The sequence below is a fragment of the Lentzea tibetensis genome (assembly GCF_007845675.1).
Classification (GTDB): domain Bacteria; phylum Actinomycetota; class Actinomycetes; order Mycobacteriales; family Pseudonocardiaceae; genus Lentzea; species Lentzea tibetensis.
Genome location: NZ_VOBR01000015.1, coordinates 41,963 through 63,982, shown reverse-complemented (window position 1 = coordinate 63,982; position 22,020 = coordinate 41,963). Strand labels below are relative to the sequence as shown.

At 68.5% G+C, this 22,020-nt stretch carries 28 protein-coding genes, 1 tRNA gene and 2 pseudogenes; 13 read left to right on the top strand and 18 right to left on the bottom strand.

Translation table 11 applies throughout. The annotated features are described in order from the left end of the window. The first annotated feature begins 42 nt into the window (after positions 1-42). Positions 43-1,008: an aldo/keto reductase gene (locus FKR81_RS23430; RefSeq protein ID WP_186763133.1), complete on the top strand. Its 966-nt coding sequence runs from the start codon at positions 43-45 to the stop codon at positions 1,006-1,008. Positions 1,009-1,011: 3 nt separating this feature from the next. Here the strand turns inward: FKR81_RS23430 and FKR81_RS23425 are convergent, their stop codons facing one another. Continuing rightward, positions 1,012-1,818, bottom strand: coding sequence for an NPCBM/NEW2 domain-containing protein (locus tag FKR81_RS23425; protein WP_235921718.1), 807 nt, complete (start codon positions 1,816-1,818; stop codon positions 1,012-1,014). 220 nt (positions 1,819-2,038) lie between these two features. On the opposite strand from FKR81_RS23425, the gene FKR81_RS43690 reads away from it, so the two are divergent. From FKR81_RS43690 to FKR81_RS23410, 3 genes and pseudogenes are all read left to right on the top strand, one after another. Continuing rightward, positions 2,039-2,722, top strand: a complete 684-nt coding sequence (locus FKR81_RS43690; protein WP_186763132.1) for a carbonic anhydrase — start codon at positions 2,039-2,041, stop codon at positions 2,720-2,722. 379 nt (positions 2,723-3,101) lie between these two features. After that, positions 3,102-3,527 (top strand): annotated as a pseudogene (locus FKR81_RS45135) (YncE family protein); the annotation flags it as partial. Further along, positions 3,524-3,736, top strand: coding sequence for a DUF5703 family protein (locus tag FKR81_RS23410; protein ID WP_146354388.1), 213 nt, complete (start codon positions 3,524-3,526; stop codon positions 3,734-3,736). The pseudogene FKR81_RS45135 and the gene FKR81_RS23410, both read left to right, overlap by 4 nt. Here the strand turns inward: FKR81_RS23410 and FKR81_RS23405 are convergent. Further along, positions 3,729-4,220, bottom strand: a complete 492-nt coding sequence (locus FKR81_RS23405) for a hypothetical protein (RefSeq protein WP_146354386.1) — start codon at positions 4,218-4,220, stop codon at positions 3,729-3,731. The genes FKR81_RS23410 and FKR81_RS23405 overlap by 8 nt on opposite strands. A 74-nt stretch (positions 4,221-4,294) precedes the next feature. On the opposite strand from FKR81_RS23405, the gene FKR81_RS23400 reads away from it, so the two are divergent. After that, the gene (locus FKR81_RS23400; protein WP_146354384.1) at positions 4,295-7,891 is read left to right on the top strand and encodes an nSTAND1 domain-containing NTPase; all 3,597 of its coding nucleotides are present in this window, start codon (positions 4,295-4,297) and stop codon (positions 7,889-7,891) included. A gap of 75 nt (positions 7,892-7,966) precedes the next feature. Then, complete coding sequence (locus FKR81_RS23395) at positions 7,967-8,413, top strand: hypothetical protein (protein WP_146354382.1); 447 nt, start codon at positions 7,967-7,969, stop codon at positions 8,411-8,413. Positions 8,414-8,415: 2 nt separating this feature from the next. Here FKR81_RS23395 and FKR81_RS23390 read toward each other — a convergent pair whose 3' ends face one another. Genes FKR81_RS23390 through FKR81_RS23375 form a run of 4 tightly spaced genes read right to left on the bottom strand, consistent with a single transcriptional unit; the run spans position 8,416 to position 12,252 of the window. Continuing rightward, positions 8,416-9,243 (bottom strand): alpha/beta fold hydrolase, encoded by an 828-nt coding sequence (locus FKR81_RS23390; RefSeq protein WP_146354380.1) that lies wholly within the window; start codon positions 9,241-9,243, stop codon positions 8,416-8,418. Positions 9,244-9,297: 54 nt separating this feature from the next. Further along, on the bottom strand, positions 9,298-10,113 hold the full coding sequence (locus FKR81_RS23385) for an alpha/beta hydrolase (protein WP_146354378.1): 816 nt from the start codon (positions 10,111-10,113) through the stop codon (positions 9,298-9,300). A 36-nt stretch (positions 10,114-10,149) separates the two neighbouring features. Then, positions 10,150-10,926: an SDR family oxidoreductase gene (locus FKR81_RS23380; RefSeq protein WP_146354376.1), complete on the bottom strand. Its 777-nt coding sequence runs from the start codon at positions 10,924-10,926 to the stop codon at positions 10,150-10,152. A 9-nt stretch (positions 10,927-10,935) separates the two neighbouring features. Next, positions 10,936-12,252 (bottom strand): M20/M25/M40 family metallo-hydrolase, encoded by a 1,317-nt coding sequence (locus FKR81_RS23375; RefSeq protein WP_146354654.1) that lies wholly within the window; start codon positions 12,250-12,252, stop codon positions 10,936-10,938. 119 nt (positions 12,253-12,371) lie between these two features. Here FKR81_RS23375 and FKR81_RS23370 point away from each other — a divergent pair. Further along, positions 12,372-12,454 (top strand) — tRNA-Leu (locus tag FKR81_RS23370). Between the two features lie 129 nt (positions 12,455-12,583). On the opposite strand, the gene FKR81_RS23365 is transcribed toward FKR81_RS23370, so the two are convergent. The 3 genes and pseudogenes from FKR81_RS23365 to FKR81_RS45115 all read right to left on the bottom strand — a co-directional run. Further along, positions 12,584-13,024, bottom strand: a complete 441-nt coding sequence (locus FKR81_RS23365; RefSeq protein ID WP_222598375.1) for a hypothetical protein — start codon at positions 13,022-13,024, stop codon at positions 12,584-12,586. A 75-nt stretch (positions 13,025-13,099) separates the two neighbouring features. Continuing rightward, the gene (locus FKR81_RS45835; protein WP_407936545.1) at positions 13,100-13,804 is read right to left on the bottom strand and encodes a cold shock domain-containing protein; all 705 of its coding nucleotides are present in this window, start codon (positions 13,802-13,804) and stop codon (positions 13,100-13,102) included. 30 nt (positions 13,805-13,834) lie between these two features. Continuing rightward, positions 13,835-14,038 (bottom strand): annotated as a pseudogene (locus tag FKR81_RS45115) (cold-shock protein); the annotation flags it as partial. A 36-nt stretch (positions 14,039-14,074) separates the two neighbouring features. Between FKR81_RS45115 and FKR81_RS23355 the strand changes: the two are divergent. After that, a complete protein-coding gene (locus tag FKR81_RS23355; RefSeq protein ID WP_146354370.1) occupies positions 14,075-14,305 on the top strand; it encodes a hypothetical protein in 231 nt (76 codons plus the stop codon). Here the strand turns inward: FKR81_RS23355 and FKR81_RS44405 are convergent. From FKR81_RS44405 to FKR81_RS44395, 4 genes are all read right to left on the bottom strand, one after another. Continuing rightward, positions 14,292-14,483 carry a hypothetical protein gene (locus FKR81_RS44405; protein ID WP_235921717.1) on the bottom strand — a complete coding sequence of 64 codons (192 nt, stop codon included), beginning with the start codon at positions 14,481-14,483 and terminating at the stop codon, positions 14,292-14,294. The two genes, FKR81_RS23355 and FKR81_RS44405, sit on opposite strands and share 14 nt — an antisense overlap. 22 nt (positions 14,484-14,505) lie before the next feature. Then, a complete protein-coding gene (locus FKR81_RS44400; protein WP_222598373.1) occupies positions 14,506-14,805 on the bottom strand; it encodes a hypothetical protein in 300 nt (99 codons plus the stop codon). A 431-nt stretch (positions 14,806-15,236) separates the two neighbouring features. Beyond that, the gene (locus tag FKR81_RS45665; protein WP_268891576.1) at positions 15,237-15,368 is read right to left on the bottom strand and encodes a hypothetical protein; all 132 of its coding nucleotides are present in this window, start codon (positions 15,366-15,368) and stop codon (positions 15,237-15,239) included. Between the two features lie 412 nt (positions 15,369-15,780). After that, a complete protein-coding gene (locus FKR81_RS44395) occupies positions 15,781-15,975 on the bottom strand; it encodes a TetR/AcrR family transcriptional regulator (protein ID WP_222598372.1) in 195 nt (64 codons plus the stop codon). A gap of 144 nt (positions 15,976-16,119) precedes the next feature. Between FKR81_RS44395 and FKR81_RS23340 the strand changes: the two genes are divergently transcribed. Both FKR81_RS23340 and FKR81_RS23335 read left to right on the top strand, forming a co-directional pair. Next, complete coding sequence (locus FKR81_RS23340) at positions 16,120-17,115, top strand: NADP-dependent oxidoreductase (RefSeq protein WP_146354368.1); 996 nt, start codon at positions 16,120-16,122, stop codon at positions 17,113-17,115. 65 nt (positions 17,116-17,180) lie between these two features. Continuing rightward, the gene (locus FKR81_RS23335; protein WP_146354366.1) at positions 17,181-18,047 is read left to right on the top strand and encodes an alpha/beta fold hydrolase; all 867 of its coding nucleotides are present in this window, start codon (positions 17,181-17,183) and stop codon (positions 18,045-18,047) included. Positions 18,048-18,087: 40 nt separating this feature from the next. Here the strand turns inward: FKR81_RS23335 and FKR81_RS43685 are convergent, their stop codons facing one another. Next, positions 18,088-18,315, bottom strand: coding sequence for a hypothetical protein (locus FKR81_RS43685; RefSeq protein WP_186763130.1), 228 nt, complete (start codon positions 18,313-18,315; stop codon positions 18,088-18,090). A gap of 444 nt (positions 18,316-18,759) precedes the next feature. Here FKR81_RS43685 and FKR81_RS23325 point away from each other — a divergent pair, with 444 nt between their 5' ends. After that, the gene (locus FKR81_RS23325) at positions 18,760-19,002 is read left to right on the top strand and encodes a hypothetical protein (protein WP_146354362.1); all 243 of its coding nucleotides are present in this window, start codon (positions 18,760-18,762) and stop codon (positions 19,000-19,002) included. A 136-nt stretch (positions 19,003-19,138) separates the two neighbouring features. After that, complete coding sequence (locus FKR81_RS23320) at positions 19,139-19,726, top strand: TetR/AcrR family transcriptional regulator (RefSeq protein WP_146354360.1); 588 nt, start codon at positions 19,139-19,141, stop codon at positions 19,724-19,726. A 181-nt stretch (positions 19,727-19,907) separates the two neighbouring features. Here FKR81_RS23320 and FKR81_RS43680 read toward each other — a convergent pair whose 3' ends face one another. From FKR81_RS43680 to FKR81_RS23305, 4 genes are all read right to left on the bottom strand, one after another. After that, positions 19,908-20,105, bottom strand: a complete 198-nt coding sequence (locus tag FKR81_RS43680) for a hypothetical protein (protein WP_186763129.1) — start codon at positions 20,103-20,105, stop codon at positions 19,908-19,910. A 131-nt stretch (positions 20,106-20,236) separates the two neighbouring features. Beyond that, on the bottom strand, positions 20,237-20,911 hold the full coding sequence (locus FKR81_RS23310) for a recombinase zinc beta ribbon domain-containing protein (RefSeq protein WP_186763128.1): 675 nt from the start codon (positions 20,909-20,911) through the stop codon (positions 20,237-20,239). 4 nt (positions 20,912-20,915) lie between these two features. After that, the gene (locus FKR81_RS43675; protein ID WP_186763127.1) at positions 20,916-21,299 is read right to left on the bottom strand and encodes a hypothetical protein; all 384 of its coding nucleotides are present in this window, start codon (positions 21,297-21,299) and stop codon (positions 20,916-20,918) included. Next, positions 21,281-21,502, bottom strand: coding sequence for a hypothetical protein (locus FKR81_RS23305; RefSeq protein WP_146354356.1), 222 nt, complete (start codon positions 21,500-21,502; stop codon positions 21,281-21,283). Before FKR81_RS23305 ends, FKR81_RS43675 begins: the two co-directional genes overlap by 19 nt. Positions 21,503-21,648: 146 nt before the next feature. On the opposite strand from FKR81_RS23305, the gene FKR81_RS23300 reads away from it, so the two are divergent. Then, positions 21,649-22,002: a hypothetical protein gene (locus tag FKR81_RS23300; RefSeq protein ID WP_146354354.1), complete on the top strand. Its 354-nt coding sequence runs from the start codon at positions 21,649-21,651 to the stop codon at positions 22,000-22,002. Positions 22,003-22,020 lie beyond the last annotated feature (18 nt).

The following is a 22,020-nucleotide window of genomic DNA, read 5'->3' as shown; positions in this document are numbered from 1 at the left end:
ATTGCCAGGCCTGTGTGGTGATCACCCCTTAGCATCGCCGACGTGGAACAGCGATACCTCGGCCGCAGCGGCCTCCGCGTGTCCCGAACGGCACTGGGCACGATGACGTGGGGCCGCGACACCGACGCGGACGAGGCCGCCACCCAACTCATGGCCTTCGCCGACGCCGGCGGCACCCTCGTCGACACCGCCGACGTCTACGTCGAAGGCGAGAGCGAACGCATCCTCGGCGGACTCCTCAAGGAAGTAGTCCCCCGCGAAGAGCTGGTCATCGCCACCAAAGCCGTCGCACGCCGCTCCGACGGCCCCTTCGGCGGCGGCGCCTCCCGCGGCGCCCTGCTCACCGCACTCGACGGCTCACTGCGCCGCCTCGACGTCGACCACATCGACCTCTGGCAGCTCCACGCCTGGGACGCCAACGTCCCGCTCGAAGAAACCCTCACCGCACTCGACACCGCCGTGACCAGCGGAAAAGTCCGCTACGCCGGCATCTCCAACTACTCGGGCTGGCAACTCGCCACCGCCGCCACCCTGCCCACCCAGCACCCCATCATCTCCACCCAGGTCGAGTACTCCCTGCTCGAACGCGGCATCGAACGCGAAGTCGCCCCCGCCGCCACCCACCACGGCATCGGACTCCTGCCCTGGGCACCACTCGGCCGCGGCGTCCTGACCGGCAAGTACCGCAACGGCACCCCACCCGACTCACGCGGCGCCTCCGCGCACTTCGCCGGATACGTCGAGCAACACCGCACCGAACGCGCCGCGCGCATCGTCCAGGCCGTCACCACCGCCGCCGACGGCCTCGGCACCTCACCGCTGTGCGTCGCACTCGCCTGGGTCCGCGACCGCCCCGGCGTCGTCGCACCCGTCGTCGGGGCCCGCGACACCAACCAGCTGCTCGGGTCCCTCGACGCCGAGCAACTCACCCTGCCACCGGCGATCCGCGCTGCTCTGGACGACGTCAGCGCACTCGAGCTCGGCTATCCCGAGCGCCCGATGGGCTGACGGTCAGCGCGATTTCCCCGGCGGTGTGCTGCAAAAGACCCGCGGGGTGCCCCACGCGTTGTACGCATCGGCGCTGCCACCGCGCGTGTCGAAGAGTGTCAGACGCACGACGCCGGTGATGTCGACATCCATATGCTGCGCCGGGGTGCTGATAGTCGCTTCTACCGCCGCCATTTCGGCCTCCTCCGCCTGGACGACGAACCTTCCGGTGCCGCTAGTACGCGGTGAACCGGCGTCCTTACCAACCCACGCGGACAACTTCGTGCAGTTGCCGCCGGTGAGCCAGGTGCGGCGATTGTTCGGGTCTGCGGCTGACGACGGGTACGTGGCACGGATGCTGTCCGGGTAGGACTGGGCGCCAATCGTGATCGTGTTGACCGAGTTGTGCCCGTTTCCGAACGCCACGGGCTGGTGGGCGGTCAAGACGTACCAAGTGGGGCCTGAGGCCTTGGACGTCGGCTGACCAGCTGCTGACTGGGTGGTCCCAAGGGTCGATGTGCTGCTCGAAATGGGCTCTGCTGTCGTAGTCACAGTCGTTGTGGGCTGCTGGCTCGAGTCCGGTGCCGACGACGCCGTGGTCCCTCCGCTGCGTCCACTCGCCGCATCGCCGAGCGGTGTGCCGACTACGAACACACCCACCACCAGGCTGGCCACGATGAGGAGCACCCCTCCCGCCTTGAACAGCTTGTTCGGCAGCAGCAAGGCCCCGATGCCCGCCAACAGCGCGACGGCCAGCGCAACCACCAGCACGGGCTTGATGCCCTGTCCCAGCAGAGCCACCACAGCGGACACATCGGCGACAACACCCAACGCCAACAAGATCCATCTGGCTGGACCAGAACTGGGCGCGGGACCAGACGAGGGCGAGGTCATAACCGGGTTGATCCGCCATGCAGTTGGTGGTGTTACAGGTGCTGCGGCGTGCGACCTGATCGCAGCATGGACCGTCCTCCTCGACGAGTCCATCAACGACCCGCAACTAACGACCCCCGGTGACTACTCCGAACGGAGCAGGTCTACGTTGCTCCGCGTGCCCGAATTAACACGGCGCGGATTCATCGGAATCACCGCGACATCACTGGTCGCCACCAGCACGGCGAGCGCCTCCACGGTCAGCACCAAGGCCGCCGAGGACGCCTGGATCCGGCTGATGGACGGCAACACCCGCTTCGTCGAGGGCAGGCAGCAGCACCCGCACGCCTCCAGCCACTGGCGCGAGTCGCTCATCGACCACCAGCACCCGTTCGCCTGCGTGCTCGGCTGCGCCGACTCACGCGTGCCGCCCGAGCTCGTCTTCGACGACGGACTGGGCGACATCTTCACCATCCGCGCCGCGGGCGAAGTGCTCGACAGCAGCGTCATCGGCAGCATCGAGTACGCCGTGCAGCACCTGCACGTGCCGCTCGTCGTCGTGCTCGGCCACGCGAACTGCGGCGCCGTCAGCGCCACCATCGAGGTGGTCAAGGGAAACGCCCAGGTCAGCGGCGACATCAGCACGCTCGTCCGCACGATCGAACCGGCCGTGCGCGCCACCCCGCCGAAACCCGACAGCAAGACGTTCCTCGCCGCGTGCGTCAACGAACAGGCCCGCCGCACCGCCGCCATCCTGCAGGAACGGTCGGTCATCATCCGCGACGCGGTCGTCCACGACGGCCTTGCCCTCGTTGCTGCTTCTTACGACTTGGGGTCGGGCCGGGTCGTGCGACTCGGATAGGATTGCTTTTAGTCAACACTGAAGCAATAGAGACTGATGAGTGAACGACACCTCCGAACGGGTAATCCGCCACCCCTTGCGTGACCTGCGCGGGCGCTTCGGGGATGCTGGAGGTCTGCGCCACTGACGTCCAGGAGGACCCGCGTTGCTTCGACCCACCGCTCTGCTGCTCGCCAGCGCCTTGCTGGCCACTGCCTGCGGCACGAGCGACGAACCGACCGATCCCCTGCAGATCGCGGCCACGCTCGAGGCCGCGAAACCCGCGAACTCCCCCGCGCAGCCGCAGCAGATCCCCACCACCGACCCCGTCGACCAGGCGATCAAGGACCAGCTGAAGGTCAAGACCGACGACCACCAGCTCTTCGAGGTCGGCGACCGCCAGGTCCAGCTCGACCGCCTGCGCAGCGCGGTCTTCGAGCGCGACGGCGACAAGAACGGCGCGGGACTCCGCGCGGGCGACGGCGCCACCAACGCCGTCCCCGACCGCTACGGCCGCCTGCTCGTCGTCGACACCCGCGGCGGCGAGCTCATGGCGTTCTCGGTCAACCCGCTGATCATGCGTCAGCGCTTCCCCGTGCCCGGCGCGCCGTACGGCATCGCCTACGACGCGAAGCGCGACCTCGCATGGATCACGCTCACCGAACGCAACGAAGTCGTCGGCTTCGACGTCGCGGGTGGCGAACCGGTCGAGAAGCACCGGTTCCCCACCCTCCGCCAGCCCAACGCGGTCGCGACCGACGAAGCCACCGGACGCGTGTACGTCTCATCCGCCGACAACGGAGGGATACAGGTGATCTCGCCATGAACGAAGGGGTGATCGACGGGGACTGGGAGTACCGGCCGCTGCGGCTGCCGCCCGGTGTCTCCCGCCGAACCGCGACCACGCAGCTGGCCATCCAAGCCGAGTTCGCGGGCTGGGAACTCTCCCGCACGCTGCTCTACGGCGACGGCTCACGAAAGGTGTGGCTGCGCCGCAAGCGCACCCTCGCCGTCCTACCCGGACTGATCACTTAGCGGGCCACTCACCGTCCGGCGGGCACTCCGAGGCACCCGGCACCACAGCCGGCCGGACGAACGGCTCCACCCTCTTCGCCTGCGAGTACTTCGTCCGCAGGTCGCCGGCCAGCGCGCGCACGTCCGCGCCCGCGTTCGGCAGGATCTTCAACCCGGACGGCATCGCCTCCACCCTGCCCAGCTTCAGCTTGTCCGGGTGGTCCTGGAAGATCACCTTGAAGTGCTCGAACGCCTCTTCCTTGTTCTCCGTGTACACCTTGCGGACCCGGTCGTCCGCCTCCGCCGCCGCGACGGCGGCGTACATCTCGTCATCGGTCTTGAAGTCGGCCATCACGTGGTCACCGCACAGGGAATGCCCGGTCAGCGGCACCCCCGCGGTCGTCGCCGGAACCGGCTGCAGAGGCGGCACCGCCTCCTGCGTCGTGCACGCCGACAGCACCACCAACAGGCCCATAGCGCCCAACGCGCTCCCCCAGTTGCTCATGCCGGAATGCTGACACCTAGATTTGGGCCCGGCAAAACCGGGCTGGGGGCCCGACCAGAGGGGAACTGCAGCACATGCCACGCCCGGAGCGTCCGGTCGACCCGTTCGCCGGTCCCGTCGAGCAGTTCGCCTTCGACCTCCGCAAGCTCAGGGAGAAGGCGGGCTCACCGGGCTACCGCGAACTCGGCAAGGTCGCCCACTACTCCGCCAGCACCCTCGCCGACGCCGCCCGCGGCGCCAAGCTCCCCACCCTCGCCGTCACCCTCGCCTTCGTCCGCGCGTGCGGCGGCAACGAGAACGAGTGGCGCGACCGCTGGCAGGAGCTCAACGACACCACCGCACCCGAGCCGATCGACGCGCCCTACGTCGGCCTCTCCCCCTTCTCCGAGGCCGACGCGGACCGCTTCCACGGCCGCGAACGCCTCCTCGTCAAACTCAACGAGAAGGTCGCCGCCCACCGGTTCGTGCTCGTCACCGGCGCATCGGGCTCCGGCAAGTCCTCCCTGCTCAGAGCAGGTCTGCTCGCCTCGGACGACCGCCCCCACAAGCTGATCACCCCCGGTGCCACTCCCCTCGCCCACGACCTCGGCGACGTCGAACTGCTCGTCGTCGACCAGTTCGAGGAGCTCTTCACCCTCTGCCCCGACCAAACCGTCCGCACCGCGTTCATCCGCGCGCTGCTCGACTCCCCCGCCCAGGTCGTCGTCGGCCTGCGCGCCGACTTCTACGGCCACTGCGCCCAGCACCCCGAGCTCGTCGACGCGCTCGAGGACGCCCAGGTGCTGGTCGGCCCCATGACCACCGACGAGCTCCGCAGCGCCATCACCCAACCCGCAATCGCCGCGGGCTGCACGCTCGAGACCGCCCTCGTCGCCCGCCTCATCGCCGACGCCACCGGCGAACCCGGCGTGCTCCCCCACGTCTCCCACGCCCTGCTCGAAACCTGGTCCCGCCGCCGCGGCACGACCCTCACCCTCGCCAGCTACCACGAGAGCGGCGGCATCACCCGCGCCATCGCCCAGACCGCCGAGAAGGTCTACACCGGACTCGACCCGGACCAGCAACACCAGGCGCGCCAGGTGCTCCTGCGCCTCACCAGCCCCGGCGACGGCACCGAGGACACCAAACGCCGCGCGGGCAAGGCCGAGCTCGGCGCCCCCGGCGTCGTCGAACAGCTCGCCGCCGCCCGCCTGCTCACCCTCGACGAGGACACCGTCGAGATCAGCCACGAGGCCGTCATCCGCTCGTGGCCACGCCTGCGCGACTGGATCTCCGAAGACCGCGAGGGCCTGCGCGTGCACCGCAAGCTCACCGCCGCCGCGGCCGACTGGGAAGCACACGACCGCGACCCCGGCGCCCTCTACCGCGGCGTCCCGCTCTCCCTCGCCACCGAACGCGCCGCCCGCACCGACCTCAACCCGCAGGAACAGGCCTTTCTCGACGCCAGCACCGCCGCCGAGCAACGCGGCACCCGCAAGCTCCGCCGCCTGGTCGCCCTGCTCTCCGTGCTGCTGCTCGTCGCGGCCGTCGCCACCGGCTTCGCCATCCACGCCCAGCGCACCGCCACCGAACAGGGCACCGTCGCACTCGTCCAGAAGGCCATCGCCGAAGCGAACGCGATGCAGGACACCAACCCCGCGCTCGCCGCTCAGCTGCGCCTCGCCGCGTACCGCCTCTCCCCCCGCCCCGAGGCCCGCGACAGCCTGCTCAGCACCTTCGCCGCCCCGTACGCGACCCGCATCGCCGCGCACAGCGACGCCACGTCCGAAGCCGAGTTCACCCCGGACGACAAGACGATGGTGACCGCGGGCCGCGACAACATCCTGATCTTCTGGGACACCACCGACACGCACCGGCCGGTCGAGCTGAGCCGCCTCGGCCCGTTCACCGACTACGTCCACGACCTCAAGTTCTTCAACAACGGCAAGTCACTCGTGACCGCCGGCCGCGACGGCACCGCCCGGCTCTGGGACACCAGCGACCCCCGGCACCCGACCGAGCTGGGCCGGGTCACCGGCCACGCGCCCATCCTCCTGACCGTCGCCGTCACCCCGGACGCGCGCGTCCTCGTCACGGGCGGCGAGGACAAGACGATCAAGCTGTGGGACATCACGGACCTCCGCTCCCCCAAGCCGCTGTCCATCCTCACCGGTCACGAGCACCCCGTCCACGGCGTCACGATCAGCCCCGACGGCACACTCCTCGCCAGCGCCAGCCTCGACGGCACCGCCCGGCTCTGGGACATCGCGAAACCAGCCGAGCCGCAGCACCTGTTCACCATCACCGAGCCGGACGAGCGGGCCGTCCAGGCGGTCGGCTTCAGCCCGGACGGCAAGCTCCTCGCCACCGCCGGCAACAACCGCACCGCGAAGATCTGGGACATCACCGCCCCGCGCGCCGCCAAACTGCTGTCCACCATCACCGACCACACGTCTCTCATCCACGACCTCCAGTTCAGTCCGGACGGCCGCCACCTCGCGACCGGCAGCGAGGACAAGACCATCCGGCTCTGGGACATCACGGACCCGGCGAAACCCGTGCGGTACAAGGAGTTCCGCGGCCACGCCGACATCATCTGGTCGCTGCGGTTCAACCACGACGGCTCCATGCTGGTCACCACGAGCGATGACCGCACGGTGCGCATCGAGCACCTCCGCGAACAACCGCTCATCGCGCACCTGGACACCATTTGGGGCGTCGAGTACGACACCGCGGGCCGGTTCGTCGCCACGGCAGGTGAGGACCGCACCGCCCGGCTGTGGCGGCCGGACGGCCCGCACCTCCGGCCCCTGGCCACGCTGAACCACCCGATGCCGGTCGGTGTGGTCCTGCTCAACCGGCGTGGTGACGTGCTGCTCACCTCCGACTTCGGCGGCACCGCGAAGCTGTGGGACACCACCGATCCCGCGCACCCGCGTGAGCTCGCCACGTTGCCGCGCGGACAGATCTGGACCGGCGGCGGCGCGTTCAGCCACGACGGCCGCACGCTGCTCGCGATCGACGCCGCAGGCAGTGCGCGGCTGCTCGACGTCTCCGACCCGCGCAACCCGGCGGAGGTCGGCGTGCTGAAGCTCGCCCCGGCCTCGTCCGTCGCGTGGGGGTCGTTCAGCGGCGACGACCGCACGGTGGCCGCCGTCGTGGGCAGCAGGGAGATCCAGCTCTTCGACATCTCGGACCGCGCCCACCCCGAGGAGCTGCCGTCGATCAAGGAGAGCAGCAACGTCCTGTCCGCCGAGTTCTCCGGCTCGACACTGGCCGTGTCCGGCACTGACAGCACCGCGTCCCTCTGGAGCCTCGCGGACCAGCACAAACCTTCAAGGCTCTCCACCCTCACCGGTCGGAGCGGACCGGCGACCCGGCTCGCGTTCAGTGTGGACGGCCATCAGCTCGCCACCGCGGGGAGCGACCAGACCGTGGACGTGTGGGACATCCAGGACCCCGCGAAGCCGGTCGAGATCGCGACCATGACCGGCCACACCGACCACGTGTGGGATCTCGCGTTCGGCCCGGACGGGTCGTTGCTCAGCGCCAGCGCCGACCACACGGTGCGGCGCTGGGACGTCGACGTCGACCGCGTCGCTCGCCGAGTGTGCGAGACGGCTGCCCCGGTCATGTCCAAAGCTGAGTGGGACCGGTACTTCGCCGGCGTCAGCTACCAGCCGCCATGTTGAGCTTCAGTCAACACTGAAGTGATCGAAGCAATAAAATCCACCGGAGTAGTTGGTGATGTGATCAGATTCTTGGTCATGGAGCTCGTACCGCTGGACGACCAACCTGGCGTAGCCGAAGCCGCCCTGCCCACCGATGAACCCGCAGTGCACGACCTGCTGGCGAGAGCGGCCGCGGCGGGCCTGCACACCGTCGTCGTGACGCTCGACCCCGACGACTCCCCCGCACTGGACCTGCTGCGCGAGCTGCGCGTGGAGACGCAGACCGTCGACGGGCGCGTCGTCGCCGAGCTGGACTCCGATCCGTCCGGCCAGCTCGCTCACCTGCGGACGCTGTCCGTGGAGGACCGGGAGGCATGGCTCGCGACGTACTCGCGCGCCAGTGACCCGAACTGGTGGATGCACCGGCTGCTGGTGCTCAACCACCATCCCGAGTGGACGGACCTCAAGGCGTGGCTGGTCGACCACCACGTGAAGGTCTTCGGCAGGCCCCCTGGCCGGGCCCGCCGCGCCTCGACCAGCTAGTTCTACCGGCCGGCCAGCTCGCGGATCAGGCCCGCGATCTCCGCGGGCCTCTCCAGCGGGAGCATGTGCCCCGCGTCCTCGAGCACGACCACCTCGCCACCGAGGGCGCGGGCGTTCGACTCGGGCACCAGCCGGTCCTCGTCCCCCACCACCGCGACGACCGGCTTCTCCCCCGCCACCGTCAGCGCTGCCTCCCGGTCGACGCGGTCGACGGCGGGCCGGAACAACGCGACCGTCTCCGGCCACTGCGCCCACACCATCTCGGCCGTGAGCGCGACGTCCTCGTCGCGCGGCTGGTCACCGAAGAGCCACCACCGCAGCCCGGCGGTCTTGGTGGGCTCGATCCGCTCCCGGACAGCCCGCACGAGCGGCCCGAACGCCCGCTCCAGCTCGCGCACGAGCTTGCCGACGGACTTCGGCCAGGCGAGGGCCGTCTCGGACAGGCCGCTGGCCGCGGTGGACACGAAGACCATTCCCGCCACCCGCTGCCGGAAGAGCCGCGGCCGCCGTTCGGCCATCGTCATCGCGGCCATGCCGCCCATCGAGTGGCCGACGACGATGACCTGTCCACTCGGGACGGCCCGCTCGATCAGCTCGCCGAGGTCGTCGGCGAGCCGTTCGATGGTCGCGGTGTCCTTTGTGGCCGGACCGGACTTGCCGTGGCCCCGGTGGTCGTAGGCGATGACCTGGTACTGCTCGGGGAGTTCCGCGACCACCCGGTGCCAGCTGCGGTGATCCAATGCGTAACCGTGCGCGAGCACCACGGTCACGCCCGCGTCCGGATCCCCGCCGCGCACCACGTTGAGCTCGGTTCCGTCCTCGAGCAGCACCTCGTCGTCCTTTCGCCGTCGTCCGACTAGTCCAACGAGACGACGGCGGGCAGGTTATGCGCTGAGGACTTCGTCGAGCTTCTCCGCGAACGCGGCCGCGTGCGTCACGTAGCCGACGTGCCCACCGGGGAACACCGTCGGCTCGATCTCCAGCTTCTCCGCGAGCACCCGGTTGGGCCGCGTGGGGGGCGCGTCGCCGGAGTCCGCGCCGATGCCGAGCACCAGGGGCGCTTTCTCGAGCGCCTTGAGGTCCGGCTGGTAGGCGACGAACGGCATCAGCTCGTACTCGAAGAAGAACGGCATGTTGTTGTTCATCCGCATCATCATCGCCCGCACCGCGGGCGGCAGGGCGACGACCTGCTCGGGCGCGGGCTCGGGGTTCTCGAGCCCCATCGACTTGCCGAACATCTGCATGGCCGCCTCCGTGCCCGCCCGGTGGAACTCGTCGAGCGAGGCCTGGAGCTTCACGCGGAGCTCGGCGTAGTCCGGCAGCAGCGTGAACGCGGGCGGCTCGTGCGGCACCGCGAGACGCACCTTCTCCGGGTGCTTCGCGACGAGGTCGAGCGCGATGAGCGCCCCCGAGCTGCTGCCGAACACGTCGGCCGGCTCGTCGGTGAGGTGCTCCAGCAGCCGGCGCGCGTCGTCGGCGTGCTCCTCGACGGACTGCGGCCCGACGGCCTCGTGCAGCCTGCTGCGGGAGTTGCCGCGCCGGTCGTAGCGGACGACCGTGTACCGGTCCTCGAAGCGCCCTGCGACGCGGTCGAAGATCGCGGCGTCGCTGTTGCCACCGCCGATGAACAGCAGAACGGGTCCGGATCCCGACGTCTCGTAGTGGAGACCGGCGCCGGGCACCTTCAGTGTGTTCCCCATGCGTCCACGTTACGCAGGGATCCGGACCGTTCCGCGCTAGACGCGCCCGAGCTGGACGTCGGGCGGCACCTGGCCCGCGGCGCCGGGCACGCCGCGGAACTTGTACGGCCCCGCCTGCCCGCCGGGCTGGATGATCCACGCCTCACCGGGGTTGCCGTCGGTCAGCACGGACTGCAGCGCCTCCGCGATGTCCTCCGGCGTGAGCAGCGGGAAGGCGACCGCGTCGAACTCCTCCTTGGCCTGGCCGAGCAGCAGCGTGTCGACGAAGCCGGGGCAGAGCGCGGTGACCGTGATGTTGTCCTTGGCCAGCGCCGCCCCGGCCGCCCGCGCGTACCCGACCACCGCGTGCTTGGTGAGCGTGTACAGCGGGTCGTTCGGCATGGCCGCGAGCCCGGCGAGACTGGCCGTGATCACGATCTGGCCGCCACCGGCCCTGCGCAGCGCCGGCACGGCCGCGCACGTCCCGTAGACGACGTGGTCGACGTTGACCCCGACGAGCCTGCGGTACCGCGCGACGTCCAGCGCGTCGTCGAGCCCCTTCTGCCCACCACCGAGCCCGGCGTTGAGGTGCACGACGTCGAGCCGCCCGAGCTCCTCCTCGATCTGCTTCACGGCGGCGGGCATCGTCTCGGGATCAGTGACGTCCCCGGCGATGGCGAGCCCGTTCAGTTCCGCCGCTGTCCGCACCGCTCCCGCCTCGTCGAGGTCGACGATCACGACCTTCGCCCCGAGCTTCGCCAGCCGGCGCGCTGTGGCGGCACCGATTCCACCGGCACCACCAGTGACCAACGCGACCTTGCCAGTCAGATCCACAGTCTCTCCTCAGGAGTTGCGCAGAAAACGGTCGAGAACCCTGACCCCGAACTTCAACGCGTCCACGGGCACGCGCTCGTCGACGCCGTGGAAGAGCCCGCTGAAGTCGAGGTCCGCGGGAAGCTTGAGCGGGGCGAACCCGAAGTTGCGAATCCCCAGCAACTGGAACGACTTGGCGTCCGTACCGCCGGACAGCATGTACGGCAACACCTTGGCACCGGGATCCTCAGCGATGATCGACGCCGTCATCGCGTCCACCAGCGTCCCGTCGAACGTCGTCTCGACGGGCGGCAGCCCGATCCACTCGCGCTCGACGTCGGGCCCGAGCAACTCGGCCAGCTCCCGGTCGAACGCCTCCTCGCGGCCAGGCAGGATGCGGCAGTCCACAGTGGCCTCGGCGTGCGACGGGATGACGTTCGCCTTGTACCCCGCCTGCAACATCGTCGGGTTCGCCGTGTCCCTGATCGTGGCACCGATCATCCGGCTGAGGTTCCCGAGCTTGCCGATCGACCCTTCGATGTCGTCGTCGGGAAAGTCGAGCCCGGTGATCTCACTGATCCCGTCGAGGAACTCGCGGACGCTGGGCGACATGATCAGCGGCCACTTGTGCTGGTCCAACTTGGTGACCGCCGCAGCGAGCTTCGCGACCGCGTTGTCGTGATGGATCATGCTCCCGTGCCCCGCGGTCCCCTTGACCCGCAGCTTGAGCCACCGAATCCCCTTCTCGGCGGTCTCGACGAGGTACGCGCGCACGTCATCCTTCAGCGTGATCGAGAACCCCCCGACCTCACTGATCGCCTCGGTGACCCCTTCGAACAACTCGGGCCGGTTGTCGACGAGCCACTTGGCCCCGAACATCCCGCCAGCCTCTTCATCAGCGAGGAACGCGAACACGATGTCACGCGGCGGCGTGACGTTCGCCCGCTTGAAGTGCCGCGCGATCGCCAACGACATGGCGACCATGTCCTTCATGTCGACCGCGCCGCGCCCCCACACGTGCCCGTCCTGCACGGCCCCGGAGAACGGGTGCACACTCCACTCGCTGGCGTCCGCCGGCACCACGTCCAGGTGCCCGTGCACCAGCAACGCACCCCTGCTCCTGTCGGCTCCCTCGAGCCGAGCGATCACGTTCCCGCGCCCCTTGGCCCCGGACTCCACGTACGTCGTCTCGTACCCGACCTCACTGAGCTTCTCGGCCACCCACTCGGCTGCCTTCCGCTCCCCCACCAGCGTGTCCGGATCACCCGTGTTGGTGGTGTCGATCCGGATCAACTCGCTGGCCAGCGCGACGACCTCGTCCTCGGCCAGTCCCAGGCCCTCTCCCAAGATGCTCACGAAGCCTTCCTACCACTGCTCCTACCAGTTGGAACCTCGTCCCGGGGGGCCGATTTTGGCGGCTGGAGACGATCATGTAATCTATGCACACGTCACGGCGAGAGCCGCGAGTCCGGGTGGCGGAATGGCAGACGCGCTAGCTTGAGGTGCTAGTCCCCGAAAGGGGGTGGGGGTTCAAGTCCCCCCTCGGACATTTCTTACCCCACGGGATTCCCCAGAATCCCGTGGGGTAATTCATTTTCGGCCACTTTCATATCAGCACACCAATCCAACGCAAGCGCTGGCTGAACTGGGCGACGAGCTGGTTCCACGGTTTTCAGCGCTAATTGTGCGGGGCAGATTTCAAGGCACTGGTCGTCATAGTGAATCTGCAGACGCTGCTCGTGGACTTGATCGACCAACTCCTCCTCCGCGCCTTCCACCGGTCCAGTTCTGGACGGCCGGTGAACGCGAGTACATCGCGATGTCCACGGCGAAGCTGTTGGGCTGCTCCGTTCTGCGTGGACAGCCAGGTCGAGCCGACCAAGATCGCCTCGCAGCGCGAGATCAGCGTGGCGTTGCGCGGGTACGGCTCGTTGGAGACGGCGGCCAACTGGGTGCAGATGGTGTCGTTGGCCGTTGCGTTGCCTTCGTTGGTGCAGGTGGTGCGGCAGCTGAGTCGGTTGCCCGCGCCGGTAGCCGTGTCGATCAGCAGTGCCAAGACCGTGCTCGCGGACGCGGTGTCGGTGCAGTGGAACGCCGAGACCGCGCGGCGGCGGCTCACGTTCTCGTGGGCCCGTTCCTCTCCAGCGCCGCTACGTCGGCCCGCTTCGAGGCGTCGTAGGACCGTCCCGGACGGTCAGGCGTGCTCGACGGCATCGGCCTGCGGGCCCCGGTCGCTCTGCCGGATGCGGAAGCGCACCCGCTCGCCAGCCACCAGGGGCTCGCCGGAGACCACCGAGACGTGCACGAAGAGGTCGGGCCCGCCCGCGTCGGGGGTGATGAAACCGAAGCCGCGGTCGGCGTCATAGCGGGCCACCGAGCCGTCGCCGGCGCGGGCTGCGGGCCGGGTGACCGAACGGGCCTGACTGGGGGCCGCGGCGGCCTCCACCGGCTCGCCGGTGGCCACGAACCGCACCTCGCGCGCCTGACGACCCTGGTCCATGGTGACCGTGGTGAACGAGACCCGGTCGCCCTCGGCAGGCAGGTACAGGTCGTCGACCAGGGCGCGCACGTGCAGGAAGACGTCGCCCGCCCCGTCGTCGGCGGCCACGAAGCCGAACGACTTCTCCTCGTCGAACCACAGGACGGAGCCGTCGGCACCGTCGCCGGGCGCGACCAGAGGGGCTCTGCGGACCCCGGCGTCGAAGCTCAGCGGCACCAGGTGCTGGGCCTGCGGCCCCTTCTCCCCGGCGATGACGACGAAGGCCACCCGCTGCCCGGCCGCGAGGACGCCCCCGGTGACGATGGCGGAGGAGTGCACGAACACCTCCGCACCCCCGCCGTCCGGCGCGGCGAACCCGTAGCCCTTGGCCGGCTCGTACCAGGAGACGGTGGCGAGCACGCCCAGGGTCGCGTCAGGCGCGGCGTCCCCGGTGACGGCGACGCGCAGCGCCTGCGGACCGCGGGGTCCCTCACCGGGCTCGAACTCCACCGTCTGGCCCTCGCGCAGCGCCCGGGCCACGCCCTCGCCCTGCACCTGCGAGACGTGCACGAAGATGTCGTCGCTGCCGTCGTCGGGGGCGAGAAAGCCGAAGCCGCGCTCGAGGTCGTACCAGCGGACGGTTCCCTGCTGCACGGTGCACTCCTGGTCTCGCGGGTGGTCGGGGGGCCAGTGTCCCAGGCGCCGTATGTACATCCTGATCCCGACGCGCGGCAGCTCCGCCGTGAGTACATCGCCAAAGTCACCGAGTTCGCGCGCCGTCACCAGCCGTTGCCCGAGTATGCGGACGTCCTCATTGCGTTTCTCGCCGATCTGGTGCTCGAACGCGCGCTGTTGGCCGACGATCTTGTACCGCTCGAAAAGTCATCGCTGCAGCTCAAGCCGCATATCAGTACTCGTTGATCACCCCCACCGGGGATCCGCGTGCGGACAGGTCGACAGCCAGAGACGTCAAGATCGTGCACCGTTCCGGTGTGTTCTTGAACGTCTGGCGGTAGCTGGTCGCGGGCCTGGTGAGGCCGTGCTCGTTGTAGTGCGTCTGGTAGGCCGCGAGTACTTGACGCGCATGACTTTCTCCCATGATGAGAACGTGGTCGAGAATCTCACGGCGGATGCTGCCGATGATCGGTTCGCACTGCGCGTTCATCCGCGGAGCTCGGCGCAGTCGCAATCACACGCAGTTCCTCTGCCTCAAACACGGCGTCGAACGCGTCGCCATACTTTCCGTCGCGGTCACGCAGCAGGAAGCGGAGAGACTCCATGCGCGCTCCGAGCTCGCTGGCCAGGTTCCTCGCCTGCTTCACCGTCCAGTCCCGTGTCGGATGCGCGGTGACGCCGGTGATGTGCAGGAGCCTGGTGCCGTGTTCGAGAAACGCCAGCGCGTACCGACGTGTGCCGAGCATGGTGTCGATGTGGAAGAAGTCCGCCGCGACGATCCCCTCGGCCTGCGCGGTCAGAAACTCGCGCCAGGTCGGACCGCATCGACGCGGAGCCGGATTTATGCCCCGCGCGATTCACGATCTCCCAGACCGTCGAAGCACCCAGACGATGACCAAGCCCAACCAACTCGCCATGGATCCGCCGATGTCCCCACCGCGGATTCTCCCTAGCAAGTCGGAGTACAAGCGCCTTGATCGCTGCTGCGGTTGAGGCACGCCCGGTTCGCCGGCGCGCGGTGTGATCCCACTTTCGGGCGATGAACCTGCGGTGCCAGCCGAGCAACGTGCCAGGAGTGACTGGAAAGACCCCCTTGCCAGCGCGAGCGATGCACCAGTCTCGACAGCGCGGCGAACCAGACCCGGTCTGCGGGCTCGTAACGGACCAGCCCGGTCAACTACCGACGAAGCACAACGTTCTCGTGCCGCAGCACAAGAAGTTCCGCATCCTTGGCCGCCTCACTGCGAAGCAGCACCGCCCGAACAGACAGCAACTTGCACAACGCCTGGTACACCAGCGAACCGATCACGCAGGCATGCTCGCAGGTGGGAGAACCGCACCGCTCAGAGCAGCGATGACTTTCCGGGCGGCACAAGGTAGACGGTGGCGGTGGTGCTGATGTGGATGATCGCGGTGATCACCCGCGCCAGCGTTGCCGCGTCGGCGACACCGATGTACTTGTCGCGGGTGAGCAGGGCGGTGATGCCGTCCTCGAGGCGGCCGGCAAGGGGCTAGACCCGCTTGTCGGTAGGGCTCGGCCGGGTCGCCGAAGACGAGTTCGAGCAGGTAGGTGCGGCCGTTCTCGATGTGCTCCCTCAGGCACTCCACCACCGGACGGATGAGCGCGATGACCGGCTCCAGTACGCCCTGTCCGACGGCGGCGTTCGCGGCGGCGAGGCCGGCGGCGAGGGCGGCGGCGAACTTCTCGTTCTGCACCATGATCAGCAACTCGGCCTTCGTGGACGCGTACAGGTAGGAGTGCCGTTCGCGACGTCGGCCCGGCGGGCGACCTGCTGTGCCGTGACCCCGTTGACGCCGTGTTCGGCGAACAGTTCGCGGGCTGCGGTCATGATGCGCTCGCGCTTGGCCTGCTTGGCCCGCTCGCGGCGCCCGATCGGCATGTGACCGCTTCCCATGGACCTCCCTTGACAATAATTCTGAGTGAACTCATAATTGAGCGTACTTGGGTTGAGCGAGCGAGGCGAGGCCCCAGATGTCACGCCGAAGTGGCTGACCTGGCCTCATGCCTGGATAAATCGGATGAAGACAAGGAGTGCCCCATGCGAGCGTTCGTCGTCGCCAAGTACAAGGAGCCGCTGCAGGAGGCGGACGTCCCCGAGCCCACCGTGGGGGAGCACGACGTGCTTGTGCGAGTGGAGGCCGCCGGGCTGAACCCGCTGGATGAGAAGATCCGCGCCGGTGAGTTCAAGCAGATCCTGCCCTACAAGCTGCCGCTGATCCTGGGCAACGACGTCGCGGGCACCGTCATCGGCGTCGGGACGGCAGTTCGCGGCTTCAGGCCCGGAGACGAGGTCTACGGTCGGCCCGGCCAGGGGCGCATCGGCACGTTCGCCGAGCGCATCGCCGTCGCGGAGGGCGACCTGGCGCTCAAGCCCGCCTCGATCAGCATGGACGAGGCCGGCTCGCTGCCGCTGGCGGCGCTCACGGCGTGGCAGGCGCTGGTGGAGCGCGGGAAGGTGCGGCCTGGGCAGAAGGTTCTCATCCACGCCGGCGCCGGCGGGGTCGGTTCGATCGCGATCCAGCTCGCCGCGCACCTCGGCGCGAGCGTCGCCACGACCGCCAGCGGTTCCAACGCGGACTTCGTGCGCGCGCTCGGCGCGGACACGGTGATCGATTACCGCACCCAGGACTTCGCGCAGCTCCTGACCGGCTACGACCTGGTGCTGGACAGCCTCGGTGGGGAGACTCTCGAGAAGTCCCTGCGGGTGCTCAAGCCCGGCGGCAAAGCCATCGGGATCGCCGGTCCCCCGGACCCCGCGTTCGCCCGCGAGGCCGGCCTGAACCCGCTGCTGCGCCTGGCGGTCGCAGGCATGAGCGGCAAGATCCGCAGGCAGGCCAAGAAGCTCGGCGTGACGTATGAGTTCCTGTTCATGCGCGCCAGCGGCGACCACCTCCGCCAGATCACCACCCTCGTCGACGAGGGCGTGGTGCGTCCGGTCGTGGGAAAGGTGGTCGGCTTCGACCAGACGCCGCAGGCGCTGCAGTCCCTGTCCCAGGGTGGCATCCGCGGCAAGGCCGTCATCAGCAACAGCTGACCCGCCGCAACCGCGACGGGCGACACGAGACACACAGCGACACAGAACACGCAGGAGAATCCGTCATGAGCAGCACCAACACCCATGAGGAAGCCGTCATCACCTCCTACGCGAAGGCCCCGACCCGCACCGTCAGTGCCGGTGACGTCACCTATGCCTACCGCGAGCTGGGCCCGAAGGGCGGTGTCCCCGTCGTCTTCTTCGTCCACCTCGCCGCGACCCTGGACAACTGGGACCCCCGCATCATCGACCCCGTCGCGAAGGGCCGTCACGTCATCGCCTTCGACAACCGGGGTGTGGGGGCGTCCACCGGTCAGGTGCCGGACAGTGTCGAGGCGATGGCCGACGACGCCTACACCTTCATCAAGGCACTCGGGTACGACAAGGTCGACGTCTTCTCCTTCTCCCTCGGCGGCATGGTCGCCCAGGCCCTGGTGGTGAAGCACCCCGAGCTCGTCCGCAAGCTTGTCCTCACCGGCACCGGGCCCAAGGGCGGCAAGGACATGGACAAGGTCGCCGGAATCACCTACTGGGACATCCTGCGCGCCACCTTGACCCGTTCGGACCCCAAGGAGTTCCTGTTCTTCAACCGCAACGCCACCGGCAAGGCTGCCGGACGCACGTTCGTCAACCGGCTCAAGGAGCGCACTGTCGACCGCGACGCGGAGATCAAGACCAAGGCGTTCCAGACGCAGCTGAAGGCGATCAAGAAGTGGGGGCGCTCCGCCCCCGACGACCTGTCGTCGGTCACGCAGCCCACCCTGATCGCCAACGGCGACAACGACCGCATGGTGCCGTCGGTCCTGTCGGAGGACCTGCACCGGCGCATCGAGGACAGCGAGCTGATCATCTACCCCGACTCCGGGCACGGCGGCATCTTCCAGTACCACCAGGAATTCGCCCCCGTAGCGGTCGAGTTCCTGGCCCGATGACCACCACCTGACCAGGAAAAAGGGCAACACCATGAGCACGTCACAGGCCGCCGCGCCCCTGGAAGTCGGCGGTGTCGGCGTCGTAGTCGTCACTGGAGGGCCAGGAAGTCGGGGCGGATGGATTGCGGACCTGGTCGCCGCGTACGGCGAATTCACTCACTCTCTCACCCTCCCCGGTTTCCTCACCTGGGCCGCCGGCACGCAGGCTGTCGTCGAACAGGCCGGCATCGACTTCGAGTACCGTCTCGGGTTCCGACGTCTTCGGCACCGTGGTCGGATCGGGCTGCCGCCGGACCGACCGCCGATGTCATCCACCGCTCGACGGCCGCGACGGTGCACCCCTTCTCGACACCGGTCGGCCAACTGTTCGAACGCCATGGAGCACGGGGTCCCGACGTGAATTCTCCGGCCTCGACGGCGTCGTAGACCGTCGTCACCAGCTGCGTCGGCAGCATCTCTCGGGTCCGTCAGCGTGCGCGGCCATACCAGTGTCGACGTAGCCCGTGTGCACACCCGTGACGTGGACGCCCATGGGTGCGGAGTGCACGTCGATGAGGATTGACCCCTTCTTGGCGACGAGGACCGGTGCGAAGGCGCGGGCGAGGAAGACCGGCCCGAAGAAAGTTCGTCTCCATGTTCACCCGGATGTCCGCCTCGGTGACGTCAGCAGGCGCGCGCTCGGCGGGATGGCACCCGCGTTGTGACGAGCACGGTGACATCCGCCGCGGGCGGCGACGGCCGCGGCGATCAACGCGCGGTCGGTGACGTCAAGGATCAGGGGGACGATGCGTGCATCGTCCCAGGCGGGGGAACGGGCGGTGGCGTAGACCTTGGCGGCGCCGCGCGCCAGGGCGTCGTGGACGAAGTAGGTGCCGATACCGCTATTGGCGCCGGTGACGAGGACGACAGATCCGTCGAGAGGGCATCGGTGTTCCTTCTTTACGAGGGGATGTGACGTGCGTGGCTGCGCACGGAGGGAGCGACTCCTCGCCCCGCGATGGGAGAATGAGCGGAGCCACATTCGAGCTCACACGGTATTGAGCACAATCCAAACTGATTACAGTCAGAATCTACGCCTGGAGGACACCGTCATGCCTGTCGGACGGCGCGAGCGAAACAAGCAGGAGAAACTCGACCGCATTGTCGATGCCGCCAGTGAGCTGTTCGCCGAGCACGGCGTCGATGAGGTCACGACCCAGCAGATCGCCGACAAGGCCGACATCGGCACCGGGACCTTGTTCCTTTATGCCAAGACCAAGGGCGAACTCCTCCTGCTCGTGCAGAACGCCGAGTACGCCGAAGCGCTCGCGCAGGGCCGGGCGGACGCCGAGACCGTCCCGGGCGTGCTGGACGCGGTGATGGCGATCGTCCGGCCGATCGTCGAGTGCAACCGCACCCAGATCGACAACGGACGCACTTACCTACGAGAGATGGTCTTCGGCGACCCCGAGGAGCCCCAGCACAGCGCAGCACTCGCCATCGTCGTGCAGACAGAGGAGGCCATCGCCGCCATTCTGCGCCGAGACAAGCGGGTCACAGAGGGCGACGCCGCGACGCTGGCACACATCATGTCCGCCGTGATGTTCCTCAGCATGGCGGCGAGCGTGAACATCGCCTTGAGCGTCGAGGAGATCGCGCAGGACATCCGCAGGCAGGTCGACGTCCTGCTGCCTCGCTGAAGCGCGGCCCAGCCTCAGGCCCAGGCGACCATCCGGGTAATCCTCGGCTGCGGCATGGCCCGAATCCCTGAACGGCAGGTCATCCGGCTTGCTGCCCGTTCCGACATGGCTGGAGAGGTGGGGCGGGCGGCCGGAGGGCTACCGCCACCACGCGCTGCTGGGATCGGATTCCGGAGATTGCCTACCTATGTGGCGTCGGGTCCCACTCGCACAGTCCCTGTCCCCAGGAGTCCGGGGGCCCGTGTGGTGCGGTCAGGGCCTTGTGGGTCGATTCCAGGATCTTCTCCGACAGTTCTGTGCCCGCCGTGGCGCGGGCGAGCAGGATCGCGCCGACCAGGGTGGCCACCACGGGAAGGCCGTCGTCGGCGTCGGCGGACATCCACGCGGCGAATCGGTCTCACCGAGGGCCCTGACGGCCTTGTCTGCACCGCCCGCCTCATGCGTGCCGAAATCTACGTCCATGCAGGTCAACGCGCATGGCGATACTCGTAGATGGCGCCGCCGAGAAGATCATGTCGGCCTGTGGTGAAGCGTTCGATCTGACTGAGTTCGACAGGTTGTCCGCAAGGTTGCCGCGTTCTCCAGTTTGGCCTGCGCCGCAGCTCGCTGCGCCTGAGCTTCGTTGATCGCTTCCACCATCGCTGTGGGGTCGACTCCGGCTGCAATGGCGTCTTGGAACCGCCGAAGCTTGCCCTCGGCTTCCTGAAGGCGCTTCTTCGCCGCGTCCTTCGCGTCGGGTGTGCTGTTCTTCCTGCCCTCCTGGGAGGCCACAAGGGCGGAAACGGTGCGGTCGACGTTCTCGCGGGCAAAGAGGTCGTTCAGCCACGTGTTCAGGGCTTTCGTGGCTGCTTCTTCCGGCAGATACACGTTCGTCGGATGACCATTCAGCGCTGGCGCGCCCGGAACCATCGTGCGGACCGCACACCGGTAGTAGGTCCGCATGTTCCGCGGCGTGCCTTCCATCCGTCGTTCGCAATACCCGCACCGCACACGGCCGCGCAGCGGATAGACCCGCTTGGTGTTCTTCGGCCCGCGCTCCAGCTTCCGTCCTGCCGCGAACCCGCCCGCAGCCCGAGACCGGCGCAACAACTGTGCCTCGACGAACTCCTCCACTGTCACGATCGCCGGATGTGCGGGCTTGCGGGACCGCACCACGCGCTCCGGTGCTGCTTTCCGGAACCGCACGACGTCACCCGCGCCCCGTCGTCTGGGTCGAGCAGCATACGGCGGCGATATGAGCACCGAGGCCGGCGAAGAGCAGCATCCCGACCGACCACGCCAATACGTCGGAATGATCCACCGAGGCGCCAGTGGCGACGCCGACCAGCGGGATGGTCGCCCACGACAGGATCGGCAGGCATGCCCGTGGCCAGGCCAACCTGCGCGGGCCGTACAGGATCACGACGAACGCGGCACCGATGGCCGGACCGTACGTCCAGTTCTGCCACATCTCGCGGTCTGCGCCGAGCGTCAACGGCATCGCGGTCTGCAGCACGGTGATCAGGACGATGTCGAGCACCGCCAACCATGACGCGATCGCGCGCCCGCCGCCCTTCAAAGAGTGGACGAACATCCACGCCGACCAGCCGCCCCCACGAGGTACGCGCCGGCCACCAGCCGACCGTGCTCGTTCCAGCTGATCACGTTGTGGGCAGCGACGACCGGCAGCGGTGCCGCGTACTGCGCTACCCGCAACAGCGCCACGGACTTGAGGATCCAGCGCTCCACCCGATTCCGCGTCTGAGTGGCCGCCGTCGTGCACACCGCCATGGTCATCACCTTCTCCCGGACACCGCCCGATCGGCAGCCGGCACTTGCGACGACAGCACAACCGCCGACCGTCCCAAGTGACGACTGCCGAGTCTCACTCGCCGCCAGCACCCTTACACCTGTCACATCCACCAGTCGGAAAGGACACTCCGATGTTCACTCTCTTCAAGAAGCTGGCGGCCGCTCTGGCCATAGCCGGAGTGATCACGACGAGCCTCGCCGTGGCAATGCCCGCACCCGCAGACGCCGCTGTCGCATCGTGCGGTAGCGGCAGATGCACCATCTACCTCAACAAATCCGAGACCAGAGCATTCGCCAACGGCTACGTGCCCGCGCCACCCACCGCGACGCCGTGGCAGCTCAAGGGCGCCTACTACGCGCTGGCCTACGGACACCGCTGGATCGCCCAGCAGTACGCGAGCTGGGGGTGGTGCTCCGGCTTCCGGCTGAGCGTCTACCCGTGGGAGAGCCAGGGCTACTTCGGCTACGCCTGCAACTGGAACTGAACCACCCAGCCGGTGTGC

What these genes read in the sequence shown, in the direction of transcription:
- FKR81_RS23300 (WP_146354354.1), top strand. Translation starts at nt 21,649, where the DNA reads ATGTTCACTCTCTTCAAGAAGCTGGCGGCCGCTCTGGCCATAGCCGGA.
- FKR81_RS23395 (WP_146354382.1), top strand. Translation starts at nt 7,967, where the DNA reads ATGGAGCTCGTACCGCTGGACGACCAACCTGGCGTAGCCGAAGCCGCC.
- FKR81_RS23340 (WP_146354368.1), top strand. Translation starts at nt 16,120, where the DNA reads ATGCGAGCGTTCGTCGTCGCCAAGTACAAGGAGCCGCTGCAGGAGGCG.
- FKR81_RS23400 (WP_146354384.1), top strand. Translation starts at nt 4,295, where the DNA reads ATGCCACGCCCGGAGCGTCCGGTCGACCCGTTCGCCGGTCCCGTCGAG.
- FKR81_RS23320 (WP_146354360.1), top strand. Translation starts at nt 19,139, where the DNA reads ATGCCTGTCGGACGGCGCGAGCGAAACAAGCAGGAGAAACTCGACCGC.
- FKR81_RS43675 (WP_186763127.1), bottom strand. Translation starts at nt 21,299, where the DNA reads ATGTTCGTCCACTCTTTGAAGGGCGGCGGGCGCGCGATCGCGTCATGG.
- FKR81_RS44395 (WP_222598372.1), bottom strand. Translation starts at nt 15,975, where the DNA reads ATGGGAAGCGGTCACATGCCGATCGGGCGCCGCGAGCGGGCCAAGCAG.
- FKR81_RS44405 (WP_235921717.1), bottom strand. Translation starts at nt 14,483, where the DNA reads ATGGGAGAAAGTCATGCGCGTCAAGTACTCGCGGCCTACCAGACGCAC.
- FKR81_RS23385 (WP_146354378.1), bottom strand. Translation starts at nt 10,113, where the DNA reads ATGGGGAACACACTGAAGGTGCCCGGCGCCGGTCTCCACTACGAGACG.
- FKR81_RS23410 (WP_146354388.1), top strand. Translation starts at nt 3,524, where the DNA reads ATGAACGAAGGGGTGATCGACGGGGACTGGGAGTACCGGCCGCTGCGG.
- FKR81_RS43680 (WP_186763129.1), bottom strand. Translation starts at nt 20,105, where the DNA reads ATGTCCGCCGACGCCGACGACGGCCTTCCCGTGGTGGCCACCCTGGTC.
- FKR81_RS23305 (WP_146354356.1), bottom strand. Translation starts at nt 21,502, where the DNA reads ATGACCATGGCGGTGTGCACGACGGCGGCCACTCAGACGCGGAATCGG.
- FKR81_RS23405 (WP_146354386.1), bottom strand. Translation starts at nt 4,220, where the DNA reads ATGAGCAACTGGGGGAGCGCGTTGGGCGCTATGGGCCTGTTGGTGGTG.
- FKR81_RS23335 (WP_146354366.1), top strand. Translation starts at nt 17,181, where the DNA reads ATGAGCAGCACCAACACCCATGAGGAAGCCGTCATCACCTCCTACGCG.
- FKR81_RS44400 (WP_222598373.1), bottom strand. Translation starts at nt 14,805, where the DNA reads ATGCTCGGCACACGTCGGTACGCGCTGGCGTTTCTCGAACACGGCACC.